Origin of the sequence: Acinetobacter tjernbergiae DSM 14971 = CIP 107465, assembly GCF_000374425.1 — a bacterium.
Taxonomy (GTDB): Bacteria; Pseudomonadota; Gammaproteobacteria; order Pseudomonadales; family Moraxellaceae; genus Acinetobacter; species Acinetobacter tjernbergiae.
The window spans coordinates 37,770-57,003 of record NZ_KB894380.1; the positions used below are offsets into that span (position 1 = coordinate 37,770).

Consider the following 19,234-nt stretch of genomic DNA (forward strand, 5'->3'; position numbering starts at 1 on the left):
TGATTAGAATCTGATGTCTTGCTTATTGAGCCACGGATAATAATTGGTATTATTGTTTGGCGAACACTTTTAAGCTGTAGTTGCTAAGAATCGTATGATTGATTCTTTCACAATGCTTGGTTGCTCCCAAGGCGTCCAATGCCCACAATTTTCTAATTCAATCACCTGTGGGTTTGGGATCAATTCTTTGTAGCGTATTGCCATATGCTGTCCTGAATTAGGATCATTTTTACCATTAATCAGTAACATCGGAATTGTGCTATTGATCATGGCATTAACCAACCGATCACGATGTTTAAATCGGTCAAAAATGGATTGATTTAAACTGACCATACATGTTTTGCCTTGTTTAAAGTTTAATTGCTCATACCATTGTTTCAATTCTTCAGCATTGGGTTGATGGTTTGCATCAAACATTTGTTGCATTGACTTTGAAAAAATACGGAATGAAATCATTGGAACAATCAAATGACCTAATGATGAAGCCATTAATTTCTGTATCAACCGAGGGCGATAGGCTTCGGCAAACAGGCTGCCATTCATAAAAATAGTGGATTGGATTGAAAACTTTAAATTGCTTTGCCGTTGTCGATCTAGCAGCTCTTGAATAACACCCACACCTAAATCGTGCCCAATCAGATGTACATATTCTAAATTTAAATATTCAATCAACGTAATACATTGATCAGCGTGGTCTTGAACAGAATATGGATAGGGTGCAGGTTTATCGGAAAAGCCTAAACCTAATAAATCAATCGCGACAAGTTGGTATCGCTCTGAAAGTGTATCCCAAATTTTTGACCAATCATAAGAACTGGTAGGATAGCCATGAATTAGAAAGATGGTTTCAGCTTCGGTTTTGCTTGAATGCCGGTAAAAAATATCAAAATTATGAAAAGAAAAATATTGTCCAGCCTTATGCCAACTTTGTAGAGTGTGATACATTTTTAATCTCTTTTTTATTAAACTTACACTGTAAGGTAAATTACAAGGTAATCAATTTTATGTCAAATACCACTCATCAGAAGGCAAAAACAAAGGGGAGTTTGTCTAAAGAATTAATCGTGCAAACATCAATGGCAATGATTGAAGAGATTGGAGTGGAAAAATTTAGTTTGCGTAAACTTGCTGAGAAACTTAATTGTGAGCCGATGAGTATTTATTATCATCTCAAAAATAAAGATCAAATTTTTGATGAAATTGTCGACTTTCTGATTTCATCGATTCAATTTGAGAGTGAACAATTACCGATTAAACAACAATTGATTTCGATCGCGCAGCAATGGCGGATGTTAGCAAAAACTTATTCCAATTTTTTTCCAGTATTGGCAGTTCATCAGTTAAATACCCATACAGGTAGCCAGTTTATGAACCAAGTCTTAGCTATTTTTCAGAATGCAGGATTACCAATTCAACAAGGCAGTTATTTTCTAAGAATTTTGAATTATTATTTAATTGGCGCTGGAATTGATGAGGCAAAAGGTTATCAACTGGGCAGTTCAGCAACGCAACCCATTAAAGCTGAAGAACTTGTTCATCAATATCCCTTGTTAGCACAAGCTTTACCGTATTGGACAACTGAACATTATGATGAAATTTTCAACTTAGGTTTAGAGATGCTTTTAGTTAGAATCCTTCCAAATTGATAAAATCTAGCAGTAGTTTGATTTTATAAAGAAGTATTGAGAGAGTGTTTTAACGTATTTGCGCGATAAGCACCTGGACTGACGCCTGTCCATTTTTTAAAAGCACGATGAAATGCACTCGGATCATGGAAATGCAAATCATCACTGATATTCTGAATTGAATCATTGCTTTTACTGAGCCGTTCAATCGCAATATCACAGCGAATATCATTTTTGAGTTGCTGATAACTGACGCCTTCTTGTTTGAGGCGGCGTTGAATCGTTGCCGTTGACATATTCAATTGCTGTGCAATTTCTTTGAGTTCATCCCACTCTGAGGGTGGCTGTAAAAGCAGTTGACGACGGATTTGCAAGCTTAAAGAATTTTCATTTTTAAAGCGAACGATTAGGTTATAAGGCGTTTGTCTGAGAAAGTCATTTAAAGCCTGTTTATCTTTTTTGATTTTGTGTTTGAGGTAATTTGCATCAAATTCAATGAGATTTTGATCAGCATTAAATTGAATATCTTCGCAAAAACGAACACGATAATCCTGTATTTCGGCAGGTTGATGACATTTAAAGGTCATTTTCTGAAAAGGAATGCGCTGGTCACTTAGCCAACACATTAAACTATGGACTAACATCAAATAGGTCGAATAGGTAAACATTCGTTTAGGATGTTCACGGTCATGCAGGACTAAGTATGCTTTTGAGTCCTGTTGAACCAATTCACCTTGAATGTCATCCAAGACTAAACTCAAAAATTTTAGAATCTCTTGAATGGCTTGTTCCAACGTTTCGGCACTGAATGCCAACTTTGCCAATAAGCTATAGCTCCCCCGACGCATTGGATGGCGATCCATCCCTAGAAACTCATCATTCATCTGTTCAGCCAGCTCAATCCACAATTGCGCACATTGCGTCACTGGAACACGGGCTTTAGTTGAGCTGAGAAGTTCGACTGAAATGCCCGCTTGATTGGCAATATTGACAATATCTAAGCCTCGACTTGCAGCAACACTCAATGCTTCACGAATCAAAGCATTTGAAATTGTATCTTTAGCGGAATTAAGATCGAGGTCGGTGCTTTTGCTCATACAGGAATGAAATATAGGAGAGTAAATAGGTTGAATGCTCAAAAGTCGCATCATTTTTGCTACTTTTAGGAATTGTATCGGAAAAAACTTGGCTTTACTCTCGCTTATAAAAATTTATATCTTTAATTTACGAGGAAATGTACATGAAAATTCAAGGAAAACATTTTGTTATTACTGGTGGTGGCTCTGGTTTAGGTGCTGCAACAGCGGAGGTTCTTATTAAACAAGGTGCGACGGTTAGCTTGGTTGATATGAACATTGAAGCGGGTGAACAACAGGCACAGGCATTAGGTGCGCAAGCTGAATTTGTAAAATTAGATGTAACTGATGAACAAGCTGCAGAGCAATTCTTTAAAGATGTTGTTGCAAAACATGGTGCAGTATATGGGCTAATCAACTGTGCAGGAATTGGACCTTCAGCAAAAGTTGTGGGCAAAGAGGGAGTACATGATTTAGCCATGTTCTCTAAAACCTTACATATCAACGTAACGGGTACATTTAATATGTTACGTTTCGCAGCAGATGCAATGAGTAAAAATATTGTTGCTGAAGGTGATGAAGACCGTGGTGTGATTGTAAATACCGCTTCTGTTGCCGCTTTTGATGGGCAAATCGGGCAAGCGGCTTATTCTGCATCAAAAGGTGCTGTAGTTGCGATGACACTTCCGATTGCACGTGAGTTAGCACGTCATCAAATTCGTGTTTTAACCATTGCACCAGGGATTATGGAAACCCCAATGTTGAAAGGCTTGCCGCAAAATGTACAAGATGCCTTAGGGCAAATGGTGCCTTATCCATCACGCTTAGGTCGCCCAGAAGAATTTGCTCGTTTGGTTGCCCATATTGCTGAAAATTCATATTTAAATGGTGAAGTGATCCGCTTAGATGGCGGTATTCGTATGGCTGCGAAATAAATTTATTTAAATCATTTATAGATTAATTTATAAAACAGTTGTGAATGAAAATTTACAACTGTTTTTGTTTTTATATGGTTTATTCATAAAATAAGTTTGAGTTTCAGTATTGCTGCTGGTTTCTGTGCAATTTTGCCAATCATTCATTCACTCAATAGAGGGTTGTATAGATGAAATATCCAATTTTGATCTGTTCTGCACTTAGCTTGTTTTTAAATGGTTGTGTTGGAAATATGAATCCAACAGGCGGCAACTCAAATCCTAATTATCCATACTATACGACCCAACACTTGATGACTGTGAAAAAAATAGTTGTGCCCGCAGGAACAACTTTAACTTACGAAAAATATTGGGGTAAAGAAGGTAAGCAGGAGCATTTGTTAACAGAAGATAAGTTAACTGAAATTCAACTACCAAAAGGTCAAACCCTAGATTGGGGTGGCGTACCCGTGACCATGATTGCTAAATTCTTTAATTCAAAAATGAAGGGTTTTTCTGTTTATGCTAGTTTTGATCAATTAGCAGAACATAAAAAAACGCGATTTTCTAGACAGTGGCAAAGTTGTGATGACGATTTGGGTATTACTGTAAAAGATACGACGGACTGGTCATTTAACAAAGCCAATATTGCGGATGTCGAAAGTTGTAGTGTGCTCTATCAACGTTATTTTAAAGATAATCCCCAACAACAGAAATTCTTAGATAGTTTATATACAGAGTTAATGAAAATTGAATCAAAATAAGAAACAATATTTATTAAAAATTGCTTCTTAAATTTTAGTTTTATAATTTTGCTTTAACTTCTTCCCCAATCAGATAGAAAGTACCACCTGCAATATAATGAAGACTACGTAATTCTTTGGCTGCATCTTCAAAATACCAATGTCCATCACGGAAGACTCTTGAATCTGCCCATGCAGCAATAACAGATCCTATAAATAAATCGTGAGTTTGCTGATTATGCGGCTCAGGAATGACTTTACACACAAGCCAAGCAATACTACCACTTACAAGAGGGACTTTAAGCTCATCTTGATAGAACAATTCAGTTTTACAATCTTCCAATTTATTTGGTTGATCAAACTGACTAATTGTACCGAGTTGATGCACCATATCAATTTGCGCATAGCAAGGTACTTGTAAAGCAAAATATCCGCTTTGTTCCACAAGCTGACGTGTTTTAGTACTTTTATCGAGTACTACAGTGACTTTAGCTGGTGTGAGTTCCAAAGCACATGCCCAAGCAGCAGCCATCACATCCTTATCATTTTCATGCTGTGCTGAGACTAAAACTGTAGGACCATGATTCAGTAAACGATAGGCTTTAGCAAGTTCAACGGCTATGATTTCTGGGCTGCTCATGTAATATCCACGATCTTGATTATAGATATTATTGTTGCATAAACTTTGAGGAAAAGATTAATCAATTTCCCAGCGTTTATATGCCCGATTAAAACTTGAAAGGGATGAATAACCGAGTTTTTTAGCAAGCTCATCTTTGGTAATAAAGGGATTGAGCATCAGTTTTTTTGCTTTTTGTTTGCGTACTTCATCATAAAGTATTTGAAAATTGATAGATTTTTCTTGCAACATGCGTTGTAAAGTTCGCTTAGTTAAATTTAACTTTTCAGCAACTTGTTCGATACCGAGTAAGCCTTCATTTGGATCATCAATCAGATATTTGACCCGATATAAGATATCTTGTGTTGCCGCAAGATCGTCTAATTCTTTTTGACAAATCAACTTAAATTTCTCTGCAGTTAATGGGTCAGCCATGCTTAAGGGCATATCTAAAAATTCAGCAGATGCAATTAATCGAGTGAAGGGTTGTTGATAGCGTATTTCTGTAAAAGAGGAAGTTAATACATCACTAAAGCGTGCAAAGTAATTTGGGCATTTACATTGTAAATCTAAGACCGGTTTAAAATTTGGAATAAACAATCTGGCAAGATGAACAAAGCCAATTAGAAAAAAGGTACAACTAAATTCATAGGCTTGAGCATCGATCTGATGATTAAAGTTAAGTAGTGATGGCTCATACGTAATATGATAATAAGCAAGATCATCTTTTATTTCGAAATTTAATTCGACAAATGAGCATTGTAAATTCACAAATTGATTAATGGTTGTGATTGCATCAAGTGCATTTTTAGATATCGCGGCAGTTAAACCTAATAAACCATGAGAACTAATCTTGAGTTGTGTGGCTGCATAGAATCCAATGCCATCTTCTTTTGTTAATTCGATTGTACGTGCAATCACTTTTTTAAAAGAACTTAAGCTGATTTTATAACTAAGATCTTGTAATTGATCAGTCTCTACACCAGTTCCCCAAAATAATTCTTCGGCGCTAATGTTCCATCGATATACGACATCGCTTAATACATGAACATAAGAGCTACTAATAAAATGTTGTTGGTGGCGGGGAATACTCATAGTTTTAAGCAAATTCCATTTTAAAACTGATCAAACTAAATCAAAAATAATCTAGCTGTTGTGATTTGAAAATGTACATTCATCGGAATTTTACGAATCAATCAAAATTTTGGCATGTATTGTTATGATTTTGGCATGCTTTGTTTTAGTCTAAAAATTATACAATTTCGCAAGGGAGTATAATTCTAAAAGTCTTTTGTATGCTTGGAATGAATCCGCATACAAAATTCAAGGACTCAATCGTTGTAATAAAAATGAAAAATGCTAGGAGCAAAATGTGAAGAAAAAATATTTAAATGCTATGGTGTTAATGACGGGTATGCTAGCAAGCAGTGGATCTGTTGTACATGCAGGTTTGTTTGATTTTCTAGCGCCAAAAGCATCATGGCAAAACTGTAACGTAAACAGTTGTACGGTTGGTGGAAGTACTAACGTTACATCTAGTTATGCTAAAACCAAGTATCCAATTTTACTCGCTCACGGGATGGCAGGTTTCTCTGCTGTAGGTCCATTGCAATATTGGAATGGAATTACAGAGGACCTCGTTGGTAATGGAGCTAATGTATTTGTCGCACAGCAAGCTTCTTTTAATTCATCAGAAGTACGTGGTGAACAGTTATTACTTCAAACCAAACAGGTGCTTGCGATTACAGGCGCTCAAAAAGTTAATTTAATCGGTCATAGTCATGGTTCACAATCAGTTCGTTATGTTGCAAGTTTATTGCCAGATAAAATTGCATCGGTGACGGCTGTTGGTGGCCCAACTAAAGGTTCAGAAGTTGCAGATGTCGTAGATTCAGTTGTTAAATCACCTGTTGGCCCGGCACTTGCACCTATTATCGCGGCGGGAGTAAATGCCTTTTTCTCATTAGTAGGAATTGGTTCTGGCCATTATTATGATCAGGATGCACTCGCGGGGTTAAACTCGTTAACGACACGTGGTTCTGCTAACTTTAATCAACGTTTTCCAGCAGCTGTTCCAACGACAGCTTGTGGCTCAGGTGCAGAATTGGTCAATGGTGTCCGTTACTATTCATGGAGTGGAACGAGCCCATTTACCAATGCGCTTGATCCATTAGATTATGCATTAACAGCGACATCTTTACTCATTCCTAGTGAAAATGATGGTTTAGTTCCACGTTGCTCGAGTCATCTCGGTACAGTTATTCGTGATAATTATGCATTCAATCACTTGGATGAAGTCAATCAAATATTAGGTTTGGTTGGCTTCTTACAAAACCCAGTTACCCCTTATCGTACTCAAGCAAATCGTTTGAAAAATCAGGGACTTTAATCTATAAATTAAGGGAGTAATGAGTTACTCCCAACCAACAGAAAGATTTAAAACGGAATAATAAATAGAGCAAGGAATTATGAACACTAAACTTTTGAATAATCGAATCATCTTCTTAGGTTTGATGGCATGTTTACTGCTCTCATTGGTCTTAATCTATTTTATATTTAAACCAGAAGCGCAAAAGCATGAGAATGACCTCAATCAACAAAATCAATTCTCATCTGAGAATAATAAGATTCAGAAAATCGACGATGCAAATCCTCAAGGAAAAATACCAAATCTTGCGCCGTCTTTACAGGGCACAGAAATAGATTGTCCAATTCAAGTTGATGCAAATGGAAAATTAATCTTAACCGTAGGTATTCGCAGTTGTTTTGACTATTTTTTTTCTAGTCTAGGTGAAAAAACAGAAACTGAACTGGTCTCTGATATTCGACAATATCTTAAAGTGACTTTACCTGACACTGCTTCAAATTATGCGAGTTATTTGCTAGATCAGTATGTTGCATATACCCATGCCTTAAAAAATTTAAAACCTACCAGTGATTTTAAAACGGGAGATGCTGAAGGTTTTCAAAAAGTACTTAATCAAATGTACAAAGTTCAGCAGCAGTTCTTTAATTCAGCAGAAATTAATGCGCTATTCGGAAATGAACGAAACTTGAATCAATTTAATATTGATCAAATGCGGATTCATGCGAATAAGAGTTTGAATGCTCAACAGAAAGCAACCGAGTTAGCAAGCTTGATTGACCAACTACCATCAACGTTGGCTGATGGTGTTCGAGTGTCTATGCAATTTGCTGAATTGCAGCAGCTTACTCAGGAAATTCAAGAAAAAGGAGGCTCAGCACAAGAGATTCGTAATATGCGTGAGAGTTTGTTGGGTGCCGAGGCGGCAGACCGATTAGAAAAAGTTGATCAAGAAGAAGCGGGATGGCAGAAACAAGTGAATAGCTATTTATCTGCGCGCGAACAAATCCTTAAAAGTAATGCCAGTGATTCCAGCAAACAGCAATCGATTGAACAACTTCGTAATAGTACATTTTCGACAAAAGAAGATTTATTACGGGCGCAGTCGTATGAAATTATACATGACCAGTAAAATGGTCACTCAATCGATATTGAGGAATGTTAGTTCAGTGACATATAAAATAGTTAATGCTTGTTTTGAGTCACTGACTTAAGTTGATGAATACTCTAATTTCTAAACGTTTAATGGATTAAATCAGTTAACAATAAAATAAGGTTGGAAATGATGTGGAATAGGTTGGATGTCGGGTCTGGACGACCATTGGTATTGCTACATGGTATTGGAATGTCACATAAAGCATGGAATCCTATTGTTCCTATACTGAGTCAATCGCGTCGAGTGATTGCCTTTGATGTTGCAGGGTTTGGAGATAGTCCAAAATTTGATTCAAATAAAGAGCCTACTATTCAAAATCTAGTTGAAGCATTGGCAGAACAACTTCGGGAAATGGGTATCCATGAACCTGTAGATATTGTTGGAAATTCAATGGGTGGGTGGATGGCTCTAGAAGCAGCCCGTACAGGTCTAGCGAGTTCTGTCGTTGCAATTTCTCCAGCGGGATTATGGCATGAGTCTCCAGCACATGTAAAAACGATTTTCTTTAGTATGAGACATGCAATAAAGCGTATGCCAACGTTCTCTAGACGATTAATGAAATTTGCTGTGTGTCGGGAATTACTGTTAGCTATTCCAATTGGTGTTGGTGGTCGAAACATTCCTGAATTAGATGCTGTAAGTTCTCTGAATGATTTTAATAACGCATCTGATTTCGAACGAACATTTTCAAATGCAGGTCGGTTCATTGATGGGCAGAATATAAAAATTCCGTTGACGATCGCTTTTGGTACAAAGGATTGGTTATTAACTCGGAACAATTGCCAAATGAAAAATGAGTTACCAACGAAACTGAAATGGGTGGAGCCGAGAGGTTGGGGGCATGTACCGATGTGGAAAGATCCACATGGTGTGGCAAATTTAATTCTTGAGAATATCTCAGCAGAATGATGTGATTGTGACTAACTTAGGCTGCCTATACGGCAGTGAACAGATTCTTAAAAGCACAATCCGAGTGATTCCAATAAACAGCAATCAATTGAACAACTTCGTAATAGTGCATTTTCGACAAAAGAAGATTTACTCCGAGCACAATCTTATGAAATCATGAATGATCAGAAGGAGCTTAACTAACCCGAATCTCGGATAAGAAATTGACTTGAAAAATAAGAGGACTAGAGCCATCAGTTGAGTTACCACACCAAACTTAAAGCTCTAGTCCTAATGTTCAATAGTACCGAATTATTCTGTGTAATCGATGATTTCTTTCTTAAATTTGAAGCAACTTATTGGAAATTTCTTAAACAAAGTCGTCACTCTATAAGAATTCGACCAGCCCAATTGAGCCTCTCAGAAATCAATTTTATCGCCATTTGGTATAAGTGTTCTCATATCAACAATTTCAAAGCATTCTTTTCATGGTTGAAACAGGATAAAAATCATTTATTTGAAAGCTTATACGGCAGTGAACAACCATTGATCTCATACCCGATTTCCTAATGTTTTCTAAGCTGCCTATACGGCAGTGAACTTTGTAATGTTTTTGGAACTGTTACTCCTACTTTTCTAAGCTGCCTATACGGCAGTGAACTTTGGTTATGGCAGAAGCCTGGTGCGCCTGCATTTCTAAGCTGCCTATACGGCAGTGAACCATGTAATCTAAAGTTGGCTGAACCATTGATTTTTCTAAGCTGCCTATACGGCAGTGAACACATAGAACAAATAAGAGCCAATGCTCCACACTTTCTAAGCTGCCTATACGGCAGTGAACTCGCAGGCTTCCAAAGATCAGGAGCAATCTGATTTCTAAGCTGCCTATACGGCAGTGAACGTATCAACATCAAAAGGCTTTGTTGGATTATATTTCTAAGCTGCCTATACGGCAGTGAACAAAGTGCGTCAAGCTGTTCAGATTTTTGCAGCTTTCTAAGCTGCCTATACGGCAGTGAACATGGATTACAATATTTTTGTCTACCGCCTTCTTTTCTAAGCTGCCTATACGGCAGTGAACCAACCATGTGAAAAGAATATGTACAAGTTTGATTTCTAAGCTGCCTATACGGCAGTGAACTAAAAGACCATTGAAAAGTTATCATCATGCGCTTTCTAAGCTGCCTAGTCCAGTTTTCTAAGCTGCCTATACGGCAGTGAACCAGCAAATGCTGTGCGTGAGCAAAAAGTCATGTTTCTAAGCTGCCTATACGGCAGTGAACATTTTGGAATATTGACTTGGACTTGCGTATTATTTCTAAGCTGCCTATACGGCAGTGAACGAAATGACACTGTGAGAGGTGGTTTGGCGCAATTTCTAAGCTGCCTATACGGCAGTGAACCGCGGGCTTTGTCAGGACCTTGTTGATTGCTCTTTCTAAGCTGCCTATACGGCAGTGAACAACAAGGTGCAGCTTCGGCAACTGGTTACAAATTTCTAAGCTGCCTATACGGCAGTGAACAAATTGATAGTGCCGTGGGGCGTCAAGGTGCTTTTCTAAGCTGCCTATACGGCAGTGAACACAACCAAGTCTATGATTCTCAATATCTGGATTTTCTAAGCTGCCTATACGGCAGTGAACGGTTATTTAGAACGCTACGAACCGTTCGAATTTTTCTAAGCTGCCTATATACGGCAGTGAACGTGATATTCATCATTGCTCATGTCAGAAATTATTTCTAAGCTGCCTATACGGCAGTGAACCGAAAATTTGGCTTGAATTGGTCGTTTCCTAATTTCTAAGCTGCCTATACGGCAGTGAACAGCTAAAGCTGAAATCAATAGTTATTTTGTAGGTTTCTAAGCTGCCTATACGGCAGTGAACACAGATTCAACTTGTTTCGGTTGCTCTAATGCTTTCTAAGCTGCCTATACGGCAGTGAACATTATCAATGAATTAATCTTTTTATTCTATAATTTCTAAGCTGCCTATACGGCAGTGAACGAATTATTCAGCCAAGCTTTAAACTTTGAATTTTTCTAAGCTGCCTATACGGCAGTGAACAATTTCAACGAAAAGACTAAAAAGCTATCTAATTTCTAAGCTGCCTATACGGCAGTGAACCTAGGTCAGGCACGGTTCACAAGGATTTCTAATTTCTAAGCTGCCTATACGGCAGTGAACTCAAGTACAATATTGCCTAGTGATTTCATAGATTTCTAAGCTGCCTATACGGCAGTGAACAAGTTATTTACACTTAGGAACTAATCAAAGTGTTTCTAAGCTGCCTATACGGCAGTGAACATACTGATTGACACTAATAGACTAGTGTGCTATTTCTAAGCTGCCTATACGGCAGTGAACTGTTTTGGACTCACCTTAAAAACTCACTGAATTTTCTAAGCTGCCTATACGGCAGTGAACAGAAATAAATAATTTAGAATTGTGCTTGACATATTTCTAAGCTGCCTATACGGCAGTGAACCAACTGGTTACTACGGTGCAGCTTCGGCAACTTTCTAAGCTGCCTATACGGCAGTGAACAAATTACATAACTTTTTACCTACCAATGCTGTTTTCTAAGCTGCCTATACGGCAGTGAACTGGACAGAATAGAAGTATTAAATGCCCTACAATTTCTAAGCTGCCTATACGGCAGTGAACAAGATTCAAATTACTTGATCGTAACAAAAGATTTTCTAAGCTGCCTATACGGCAGTGAACTTTACAAAGGAAAGTGCTTTACAAAGTAAAGTTTTCTAAGCTGCCTATACGGCAGTGAACCAAGAGAGACGCAGAAGCACAAACCAGCAAGCTTTCTAAGCTGCCTATACGGCAGTGAACTTTGTCAAACGACACTAACAAAGACTCAAGATTTTCTAAGCTGCCTATACGGCAGTGAACCTTCAGGTGGTGAATACATGGTTGACTCAGATTTTCTAAGCTGCCTATACGGCAGTGAACAAACACCAAATGGGAAATTACGCCATCTCGCATTTCTAAGCTGCCTATACGGCAGTGAACTAAGACGAACAACCTGACCAATTGACTGTTCATTTCTAAGCTGCCTATACGGCAGTGAACATTGAATGCCTGCCTCTGCTAATAGTTGATTCTTTCTAAGCTGCCTATACGGCAGTGAACGTTGCTGCCATTCGCTTTACGCATACCAAGCTTTTCTAAGCTGCCTATACGGCAGTGAACAACCAATGAAACTTAAAACGACAGAAGTAAATTTTCTAAGCTGCCTATACGGCAGTGAACTTACAGACTTTGCTGGCAACACATGAATCATTTTTCTAAGCTGCCTATACGGCAGTGAACGCAAGGTTTAAAAGGGCTTGGCGGACTAATATTTTCTAAGCTGCCTATACGGCAGTGAACCGCGAAACATCGCTTTAATGTACATCATCAAATTTCTAAGCTGCCTATACGGCAGTGAACGTCTGCACGGCGGGAATGCAGGAGCGCCAGCATTTCTAAGCTGCCTATACGGCAGTGAACCATCCCTTTGGGCAGCAGTGAATAAGGTTGATTTTCTAAGCTGCCTATACGGCAGTGAACAAGAAGTCGGCTTTGATGCTGCTCAGGCAGTATTTCTAAGCTGCCTATACGGCAGTGAACTCTATGAGGGATTAACCATAAAAGCCGTTCAGTTTCTAAGCTGCCTATACGGCAGTGAACGTGTTAGCCCTTTAGACTGCTGACCGCCGTTATTTCTAAGCTGCCTATACGGCAGTGAACGTTATGACAACAGTGTAATCCAATTGACAACATTTCTAAGCTGCCTATACGGCAGTGAACAAAACGTATAACAGAGACAGGATTGTTAATTTTTTCTAAGCTGCCTATACGGCAGTGAACATTTCCATGTAAACGTGTGGCTAGATGAGCGGTTTCTAAGCTGCCTATACGGCAGTGAACGTCGATGTATCTGCGGGTACTGCTGTTATTGCTTTCTAAGCTGCCTATACGGCAGTGAACCTGGTAAAATAAACTGCTGCCCATTCATCATTTTTCTAAGCTGCCTATACGGCAGTGAACCCTATAAGTTGGCAGAACTTTTTAACTTTATGTTTCTAAGCTGCCTATACGGCAGTGAACGTATGGTTTTGCAGCCTGTCACGGATCTCCTTTTTCTAAGCTGCCTATACGGCAGTGAACAAGATGACTTTGAATATTTGTATTTGTACAAATTTCTAAGCTGCCTATACGGCAGTGAACTAAGTATAAAATTTAAAACTGTGAACCCACCTTTTCTAAGCTGCCTATACGGCAGTGAACCATAGCCGTCTTTCACATCAACGATTTGCAAATTTCTAAGCTGCCTATACGGCAGTGAACACAAGGTGGCGTGAATGTCATCTCTACACCAATTTCTAAGCTGCCTATACGGCAGTGAACCTTCAACGTCCCCTGAAAATTCGATAAGTGATTTTCTAAGCTGCCTATACGGCAGTGAACATGTCGTGTGAGATTATTTGAGCGTCTTACAGTTTCTAAGCTGCCTATACGGCAGTGAACCGCAGAATGACCGTTTTCTAGCTTTGCGGCATATTTCTAAGCTGCCTATACGGCAGTGAACCAGAACGCGGTAAACATTCACCGCCTTTTCCTTTTCTAAGCTGCCTATACGGCAGTGAACACCGTTCCAAGAATCAGAGCAATGACTATTCATTTCTAAGCTGCCTATACGGCAGTGAACAATGAAGAAAGCGAAGAACCCATGCTGCGTGATTTCTAAGCTGCCTATACGGCAGTGAACCGTTTAGTGAAGATCCAAGCTTTGAGCCTGACTTTCTAAGCTGCCTATACGGCAGTGAACAATATTTGCCATATACACAATGCGATGATGATTTTCTAAGCTGCCTATACGGCAGTGAACTTAAGCCGCTGATTGCTGCAAACATATCCACTTTTCTAAGCTGCCTATACGGCAGTGAACAGAAAGCGTATTACTCTTGTGAAAAGGTTTGGTTTCTAAGCTGCCTATACGGCAGTGAACTTCTACAACTTTAAACTCAAAGTCAGCTTGTATTTCTAAGCTGCCTATACGGCAGTGAACGCTGCAATTGAAAGCGCCCCTTTGCTTGAATTTTTCTAAGCTGCCTATACGGCAGTGAACGGCAGTGTTATTTGTAGCATAGCGATCTACTCTTTCTAAGCTGCCTATACGGCAGTGAACTTCTTGTCCATCGCAGTCTGTGAAAGCGTATTTTTCTAAGCTGCCTATACGGCAGTGAACCAACAAAGTCATCTTTATTGAATCGCCCCACATTTCTAAGCTGCCTATACGGCAGTGAACAAGAAGTAACCAACCCACCACGATCGTTCTTATTTCTAAGCTGCCTATACGGCAGTGAACCGCGTCTTAAAGTACTTGGTATTTGTGGCAGTTTTCTAAGCTGCCTATACGGCAGTGAACGTGGTGCCGCAATACTTGGCGCTTGAATATTGTTTCTAAGCTGCCTATACGGCAGTGAACTCATTAAGCCGAATGGCGCAATCGTTTTGTTTTTTCTAAGCTGCCTATACGGCAGTGAACTCTAATAATTAAAGGGTGGTAGATTTCATCATTTTCTAAGCTGCCTATACGGCAGTGAACATTTTAAAGCCAAGTTTGTCGCACCTTATGCATTTCTAAGCTGCCTATACGGCAGTGAACCCCGAAGGAGGTTTATTCACATTATGCATGTATTTCTAAGCTGCCTATACGGCAGTGAACATTTTAAAGCCAAGTTTGTCGCACCTTATGCATTTCTAAGCTGCCTATACGGCAGTGAACCTACCATCCGTCCACCTACGTCCACCTAAATATTTCTAAGCTGCCTATACGGCAGTGAACTGACCGCCGCGACACTTAGCGGGTTCGGACTATTTCTAAGCTGCCTATACGGCAGTGAACAGTAAAATAGAGTCAATAATACAAGCTAAAACATAGGTTTATCAAGAAACTTGAGTAAATACCCAAAGTTTTTGACCAAGTGGTAACTTATTGATTTTATTAAGCTGTTAATGAGTGTATAAAATATTGGGGTAAAAAAAGGGGATTGTCAAAGCTAAATCAACTTAAATAATAGAATTTCCTTTCCTAATCACATCCACATCCATAAAATCTAATACTGTTAAAACAATTTAGAGAACCAATGTGTCAAATCATTCAGAAAACGAATTTGAACTAAGTAATGAGGAAATGCATCTCTATAGTCGTCAGATTTTATTAGATGGTTGGGACATAGATGCACAAGAACGATTAAAACTTGCGAATGTTTTAATTATTGGTGCAGGGGGAATAGGTTGTACGAGTGGCGAGCTACTCGCGCGAGCTGGTGTGGGTAAAATTACAATTATTGATGCGGACACGATTGAAATAAGTAATCTGCAAAGACAAATTGCGTTTACTGGGAATGATCTTGGGCGATATAAGGCTGAAATATTAGCCAAACATTTACAAGAGATTAACCCTCATATACATGTTAGTTATCAAAATAGTCGTTTTGACGAGACCAATGCTGATGATTTAGTACAGCATCAAGATGTTGTTTTAGATGGCTGTGATAATTTTACAACACGCTATTTAGTCAATATGGTCTGTAAAAAATATCAAGTCCCTTTGATCAGTGCATCAGCAATTGGCTTTGAAGGACAGTTATTCATGGCTGATTCAGATTCTGCATGTTACGAATGTCTATTTCCTAAGGAAGAGCATGCAAACGAAGGGTTACGATGTGCTGAGTCTGGTGTACTTGCAACCACACCTGTTATTATGGCGTCATTACAAGCACATCACACATTACTATTCTTAGGGCTAGGTTCAACGCCACTTAAACAAAAACTCTTAGTTTGGAATGGTTTAAATCTGTCTCAGCGTATTCTCCAATTTGAAAAAGATGCAAATTGTCCAGTTTGTCAGGCAACTTAATCGGTAAAATGAACAAAATTTGCTACACTACTGCCATCTGTGAGGCAATGAAAGATTATGAAAAGAAATATTTTATTCGATGGATTACGTTCTGTTGCACGTATTGGTGAAACAGTTATTGTTGCAGCACAAGCGGGTGTAAAATATGCAACTGAGAAACCAAGTAATGCAAAACTAATGCGTGAGACATTTGAGTCATTGGGTTCTACTTATATTAAATTAGGGCAATTCATCGCGAGTACGCCGTCTTTATTTCCACGTGAATATGTTCAAGAATTCCAAGGCTGTTTGGATCAAACACCGAGTTTACCATTTAGCTATATTCAGCAGGTTTTGGCTGATGAGTTTGAAGGTAAAAATCTCAATGAAATTTTTAGTTTTATTGATGAAAAACCACTAGGCTCGGCTTCAATTGCACAAGTACATGCTGCTCGATTGGTGACTGGCGAAGATGTGGTGTTAAAAGTACAGAAGCCTGGTGTTGAAACTATTTTATATACCGACTTAAATGTGGTGCATTGGGCAACCAAACTTTTAGAAAAAGCCGTTCCGAAAATTAAATTTGCATCACTTTCTGATATTGTGGATGAGATCAAAACACGTATGGTACGTGAGGTTGATTTTATTGAAGAAGCACAGAATTTGGATGATTTTATTCAATATTTGAATGTTTCTGGCAATCAGGCAGCAACTGCACCAAAAGTTTATCACCAATTTTCGACACGCCGTGTGTTGACCATGCAACGTTTGTACGGTGTGTCATTAACTGACTTTGATGTTGTTAAAAAATATGCCAAAGATCCAACACAAGTTCTCATTACTGCAATGAACACTTGGTTTGGTAGTCTCATGTTATGTAAGAGTTTCCATGCTGATTTACACGCTGGAAATCTGATGTTACTTGAAGATGGTCGTATTGGTTTTATTGATTTCGGGATTGTCGGGCAATTGAATCCTGAAGTTTGGACAGCATGTATGGCATTTATGGATGCATTACAGCATACCAATTACACTGCAATGGCTGAGAACATGCTCAAGATGGGGATGACCCATCAGAAAATTGATACACAAGTGCTTGCTGATGATTTGGAGCGTTTGTTTAGTGGGGTTTTATTGGCAGATCCTCAAGAAATTCTGAGTTCTAATCCTGCTGATCTCAATGATATCATGATGGATATGATTGGCGTGGGTGAACGTCATGGCATTAAATTCCCACGTGACTTCGCATTATTATTTAAGCAAATGTTATATTTTGATCGTTTCATGCGTGTTCTTGCACCATATACTGATATTTATGCTGACCAACGTTTGAAAATGGTTCACAATATTGAACCTGCTTCATTCTTAAAGCATTAATTTATTTATTGGTATATTAGGTCATTATGGATGCCATCATTATTGAAGGGTTAAAAGTTGATACGGTAATTGGTTGTTTCAACTGGGAACGCCAAATTATTCAACCTTTAATGCTAGATCTTACCATTCATAATGATCTGACACAGGCTGCAAATTCAGATGAGTTAGATGATACGCTCAACTATGCGCAAATCTGCGAAATTGCAGCCCAAGTCATTCAAGTAGCACAACCGAAATTGATTGAACATGCTGCCCAACTCGTTCTTGAGAGTCTATTTACCACTTTTCTTTCAATTGAGTCGATTAGTATCACGATTCGAAAACCAGCCATCATTGCACAAGCTAATGCAGTAGGAATTCGCCTTGAACGCAACAGAAACAATTTTTGCGCTCGCACTGGCGAGTAATACTCAGCAGCAACAAAATTTTACGTTTGCTTATGCACAAATTTTAGCTTTAGGGACAGTGGAGTTTTCACAAATTTATCAAATTCCATGTCGAGATGGGATTGGTGCTGATTATTGGAATTCTGCATGTTTGTTAAGAAGCCATCATACTGTTGATGAGGTTTTTGCAATATTAAAACAGTTGGAACAGCAGTCGGGGCGTATTCGCCCATCACATCATATTAGTTTAGATATTGATGTGATTGCTTGGGGAGCCTCTTTAGAGCATATGCAATTTAATCCAAAAAAGTTACCATTGGCTTTGGATGTAAAAATTCCTTTATATGATGTTTGGCAGCAACCTGATTTAAATGATGATCAAAGCACTCAGTATCCTGTCATTACAATGTAATGTATTTATAAGTAATACAAGAATAATAGGAAGAATTTTATGAAAGCGATTTTACTGTTATCGATTTTATCCGCTTTACTTTCTGGTTGTGCAGCAATGAATGTTGAACAATGTAAAACTGCAAATTGGTTGAGTGTGGGTGAAAAAGATGGTGCTGCTGGACAAGAGTCTCGTTTAGATAAATATTATGCATCGTGTCAAAAAGCGAATGTAGTCCCAAATCAAAGCCTATATGAAAAAGGCTATCAACAAGGTTTAGGTTATTATTGCCAACCAGCGAGCATCTTTAATGAAGCTTTAGAAGGTCGTGGAGACTTTCGAGTTTGCCCTTTAGATAAACGAGAGTCTTTAAGAAGTTACTATCAAGTTGCCAATAATTATTATCAGGCAAATTCAGAGTTCAACCGTTCACAAAGTGATATTAACTATTATTTGAAAGAACTAGAGCGTAAGGATCTCGCAGTTAAAGATCGAGATGATTATAAAAAGCGTTTGGTAGTGCTCAAATATGACGTGTTAGCCATTTCTTTTTCATGTCTTGATTGTATTTTAATAAAAACATATGCAAGACAGCTTCATGATTTTCTTTCTTCTTCGAAAAGCTTAAAGTTTTCCGTGTAAAACGTCCCAAGCGATTCCTTAATGTCGCATTGAATCGCTCAACATGGTTAGTTAAGCCTGTATGTTTACCCACAGAGCGATGAGTATCAGGGTTAAATACCTCAGCATAACTTGACCAATAATCACTACATGTTGCTAAATTAAAATAG

The 19,234-nt window shown here is 38.5% G+C and carries 15 protein-coding genes, 3 pseudogenes and 2 CRISPR repeat arrays; of the genes and pseudogenes, 13 read left to right on the plus strand and 5 right to left on the minus strand.

Annotated elements, in window-relative coordinates:
• Positions 1–69: 69 nt before the first annotated feature.
• Positions 70–945, minus strand: a complete 876-nt coding sequence (locus C502_RS0116980) for an alpha/beta fold hydrolase (protein WP_018679982.1) — start codon at positions 943–945, stop codon at positions 70–72.
• Positions 946–1,004: 59 nt separating this feature from the next.
• Between C502_RS0116980 and C502_RS0116985 the strand changes: the two genes are divergently transcribed.
• On the plus strand, positions 1,005–1,646 hold the full coding sequence (locus C502_RS0116985) for a TetR/AcrR family transcriptional regulator (RefSeq protein WP_018679983.1): 642 nt from the start codon (positions 1,005–1,007) through the stop codon (positions 1,644–1,646).
• A gap of 23 nt (positions 1,647–1,669) precedes the next feature.
• Here C502_RS0116985 and C502_RS0116990 read toward each other — a convergent pair whose 3' ends face one another.
• On the minus strand, positions 1,670–2,722 hold the full coding sequence (locus C502_RS0116990) for an AraC family transcriptional regulator (RefSeq protein WP_018679984.1): 1,053 nt from the start codon (positions 2,720–2,722) through the stop codon (positions 1,670–1,672).
• 143 nt (positions 2,723–2,865) lie between these two features.
• Between C502_RS0116990 and C502_RS0116995 the strand changes: the two genes are divergently transcribed.
• Positions 2,866–3,636, plus strand: a complete 771-nt coding sequence (locus C502_RS0116995; protein WP_018679985.1) for an SDR family NAD(P)-dependent oxidoreductase — start codon at positions 2,866–2,868, stop codon at positions 3,634–3,636.
• 170 nt (positions 3,637–3,806) lie between these two features.
• Positions 3,807–4,379, plus strand: a complete 573-nt coding sequence (locus C502_RS0117000; RefSeq protein ID WP_018679986.1) for a hypothetical protein — start codon at positions 3,807–3,809, stop codon at positions 4,377–4,379.
• A 40-nt stretch (positions 4,380–4,419) separates the two neighbouring features.
• Here C502_RS0117000 and C502_RS0117005 read toward each other — a convergent pair whose 3' ends face one another.
• Positions 4,420–4,998 (minus strand): flavin reductase family protein, encoded by a 579-nt coding sequence (locus C502_RS0117005; RefSeq protein WP_018679987.1) that lies wholly within the window; start codon positions 4,996–4,998, stop codon positions 4,420–4,422.
• Between the two features lie 57 nt (positions 4,999–5,055).
• Positions 5,056–6,072, minus strand: coding sequence for a helix-turn-helix domain-containing protein (locus C502_RS0117010; RefSeq protein ID WP_018679988.1), 1,017 nt, complete (start codon positions 6,070–6,072; stop codon positions 5,056–5,058).
• Between the two features lie 277 nt (positions 6,073–6,349).
• On the opposite strand from C502_RS0117010, the gene C502_RS0117015 reads away from it, so the two are divergent.
• The 10 genes and pseudogenes from C502_RS0117015 to C502_RS0117050 all read left to right on the plus strand — a co-directional run bounded on the left by C502_RS0117015 (position 6,350) and on the right by C502_RS0117050 (position 19,085).
• Complete coding sequence (locus C502_RS0117015) at positions 6,350–7,366, plus strand: lipase family alpha/beta hydrolase (protein WP_018679989.1); 1,017 nt, start codon at positions 6,350–6,352, stop codon at positions 7,364–7,366.
• 79 nt (positions 7,367–7,445) lie between these two features.
• A complete protein-coding gene (locus C502_RS0117020) occupies positions 7,446–8,474 on the plus strand; it encodes a lipase secretion chaperone (RefSeq protein WP_018679990.1) in 1,029 nt (342 codons plus the stop codon).
• A gap of 150 nt (positions 8,475–8,624) precedes the next feature.
• Positions 8,625–9,407: an alpha/beta fold hydrolase gene (locus C502_RS0117025; RefSeq protein ID WP_228129350.1), complete on the plus strand. Its 783-nt coding sequence runs from the start codon at positions 8,625–8,627 to the stop codon at positions 9,405–9,407.
• Between the two features lie 66 nt (positions 9,408–9,473).
• A pseudogene (locus tag C502_RS19605) lies at positions 9,474–9,590 on the plus strand (lipase secretion chaperone); the annotation flags it as partial.
• A 90-nt stretch (positions 9,591–9,680) separates the two neighbouring features.
• Positions 9,681–9,914 (plus strand): annotated as a pseudogene (locus C502_RS19795) (IS982 family transposase); the annotation flags it as partial.
• A gap of 45 nt (positions 9,915–9,959) precedes the next feature.
• Positions 9,960–11,030: a CRISPR direct-repeat array (repeat unit 28 nt; unit sequence TTTCTAAGCTGCCTATACGGCAGTGAAC).
• Between the two features lie 93 nt (positions 11,031–11,123).
• A CRISPR array of direct repeats spans positions 11,124–15,293; the repeat unit is 28 nt; unit sequence TTTCTAAGCTGCCTATACGGCAGTGAAC.
• Between the two features lie 288 nt (positions 15,294–15,581).
• Positions 15,582–16,310: a HesA/MoeB/ThiF family protein gene (locus tag C502_RS0117030; protein WP_162147139.1), complete on the plus strand. Its 729-nt coding sequence runs from the start codon at positions 15,582–15,584 to the stop codon at positions 16,308–16,310.
• A 57-nt stretch (positions 16,311–16,367) separates the two neighbouring features.
• A complete protein-coding gene (locus C502_RS0117035) occupies positions 16,368–17,666 on the plus strand; it encodes an ABC1 kinase family protein (protein WP_018679993.1) in 1,299 nt (432 codons plus the stop codon).
• Between the two features lie 26 nt (positions 17,667–17,692).
• A complete protein-coding gene (gene folB, locus C502_RS0117040) occupies positions 17,693–18,073 on the plus strand; it encodes a dihydroneopterin aldolase (RefSeq protein ID WP_018679994.1) in 381 nt (126 codons plus the stop codon).
• Complete coding sequence (locus C502_RS0117045) at positions 18,030–18,464, plus strand: 2-amino-4-hydroxy-6-hydroxymethyldihydropteridine diphosphokinase (RefSeq protein ID WP_018679995.1); 435 nt, start codon at positions 18,030–18,032, stop codon at positions 18,462–18,464. Before folB ends, C502_RS0117045 begins: the two co-directional genes overlap by 44 nt.
• A gap of 39 nt (positions 18,465–18,503) precedes the next feature.
• The gene (locus C502_RS0117050; protein ID WP_018679996.1) at positions 18,504–19,085 is read left to right on the plus strand and encodes a DUF2799 domain-containing protein; all 582 of its coding nucleotides are present in this window, start codon (positions 18,504–18,506) and stop codon (positions 19,083–19,085) included.
• Here the strand turns inward: C502_RS0117050 and C502_RS19800 are convergent.
• A pseudogene (locus tag C502_RS19800) lies at positions 19,072–19,158 on the minus strand (IS1 family transposase); the annotation flags it as partial. The gene C502_RS0117050 and the pseudogene C502_RS19800 sit on opposite strands and share 14 nt — an antisense overlap.
• Between the last annotated feature and the right edge of the window lie 76 nt (positions 19,159–19,234).

Coding starts and splice junctions, on each gene's coding strand:
- C502_RS0117030 (WP_162147139.1), top strand. CDS start 15,582: ATGCATCTCTATAGTCGTCAGATTTTATTAGATGGTTGGGACATAGAT.
- C502_RS0116995 (WP_018679985.1), top strand. CDS start 2,866: ATGAAAATTCAAGGAAAACATTTTGTTATTACTGGTGGTGGCTCTGGT.
- C502_RS0117035 (WP_018679993.1), top strand. CDS start 16,368: ATGAAAAGAAATATTTTATTCGATGGATTACGTTCTGTTGCACGTATT.
- folB (WP_018679994.1), top strand. CDS start 17,693: ATGGATGCCATCATTATTGAAGGGTTAAAAGTTGATACGGTAATTGGT.
- C502_RS0117000 (WP_018679986.1), top strand. CDS start 3,807: ATGAAATATCCAATTTTGATCTGTTCTGCACTTAGCTTGTTTTTAAAT.
- C502_RS0117010 (WP_018679988.1), bottom strand. CDS start 6,072: ATGAGTATTCCCCGCCACCAACAACATTTTATTAGTAGCTCTTATGTT.
- C502_RS0117020 (WP_018679990.1), top strand. CDS start 7,446: ATGAACACTAAACTTTTGAATAATCGAATCATCTTCTTAGGTTTGATG.
- C502_RS0117005 (WP_018679987.1), bottom strand. CDS start 4,998: ATGAGCAGCCCAGAAATCATAGCCGTTGAACTTGCTAAAGCCTATCGT.
- C502_RS0117025 (WP_228129350.1), top strand. CDS start 8,625: ATGATGTGGAATAGGTTGGATGTCGGGTCTGGACGACCATTGGTATTG.
- C502_RS0116985 (WP_018679983.1), top strand. CDS start 1,005: ATGTCAAATACCACTCATCAGAAGGCAAAAACAAAGGGGAGTTTGTCT.
- C502_RS0116990 (WP_018679984.1), bottom strand. CDS start 2,722: ATGAGCAAAAGCACCGACCTCGATCTTAATTCCGCTAAAGATACAATT.
- C502_RS0117050 (WP_018679996.1), top strand. CDS start 18,504: ATGAAAGCGATTTTACTGTTATCGATTTTATCCGCTTTACTTTCTGGT.
- C502_RS0116980 (WP_018679982.1), bottom strand. CDS start 945: ATGTATCACACTCTACAAAGTTGGCATAAGGCTGGACAATATTTTTCT.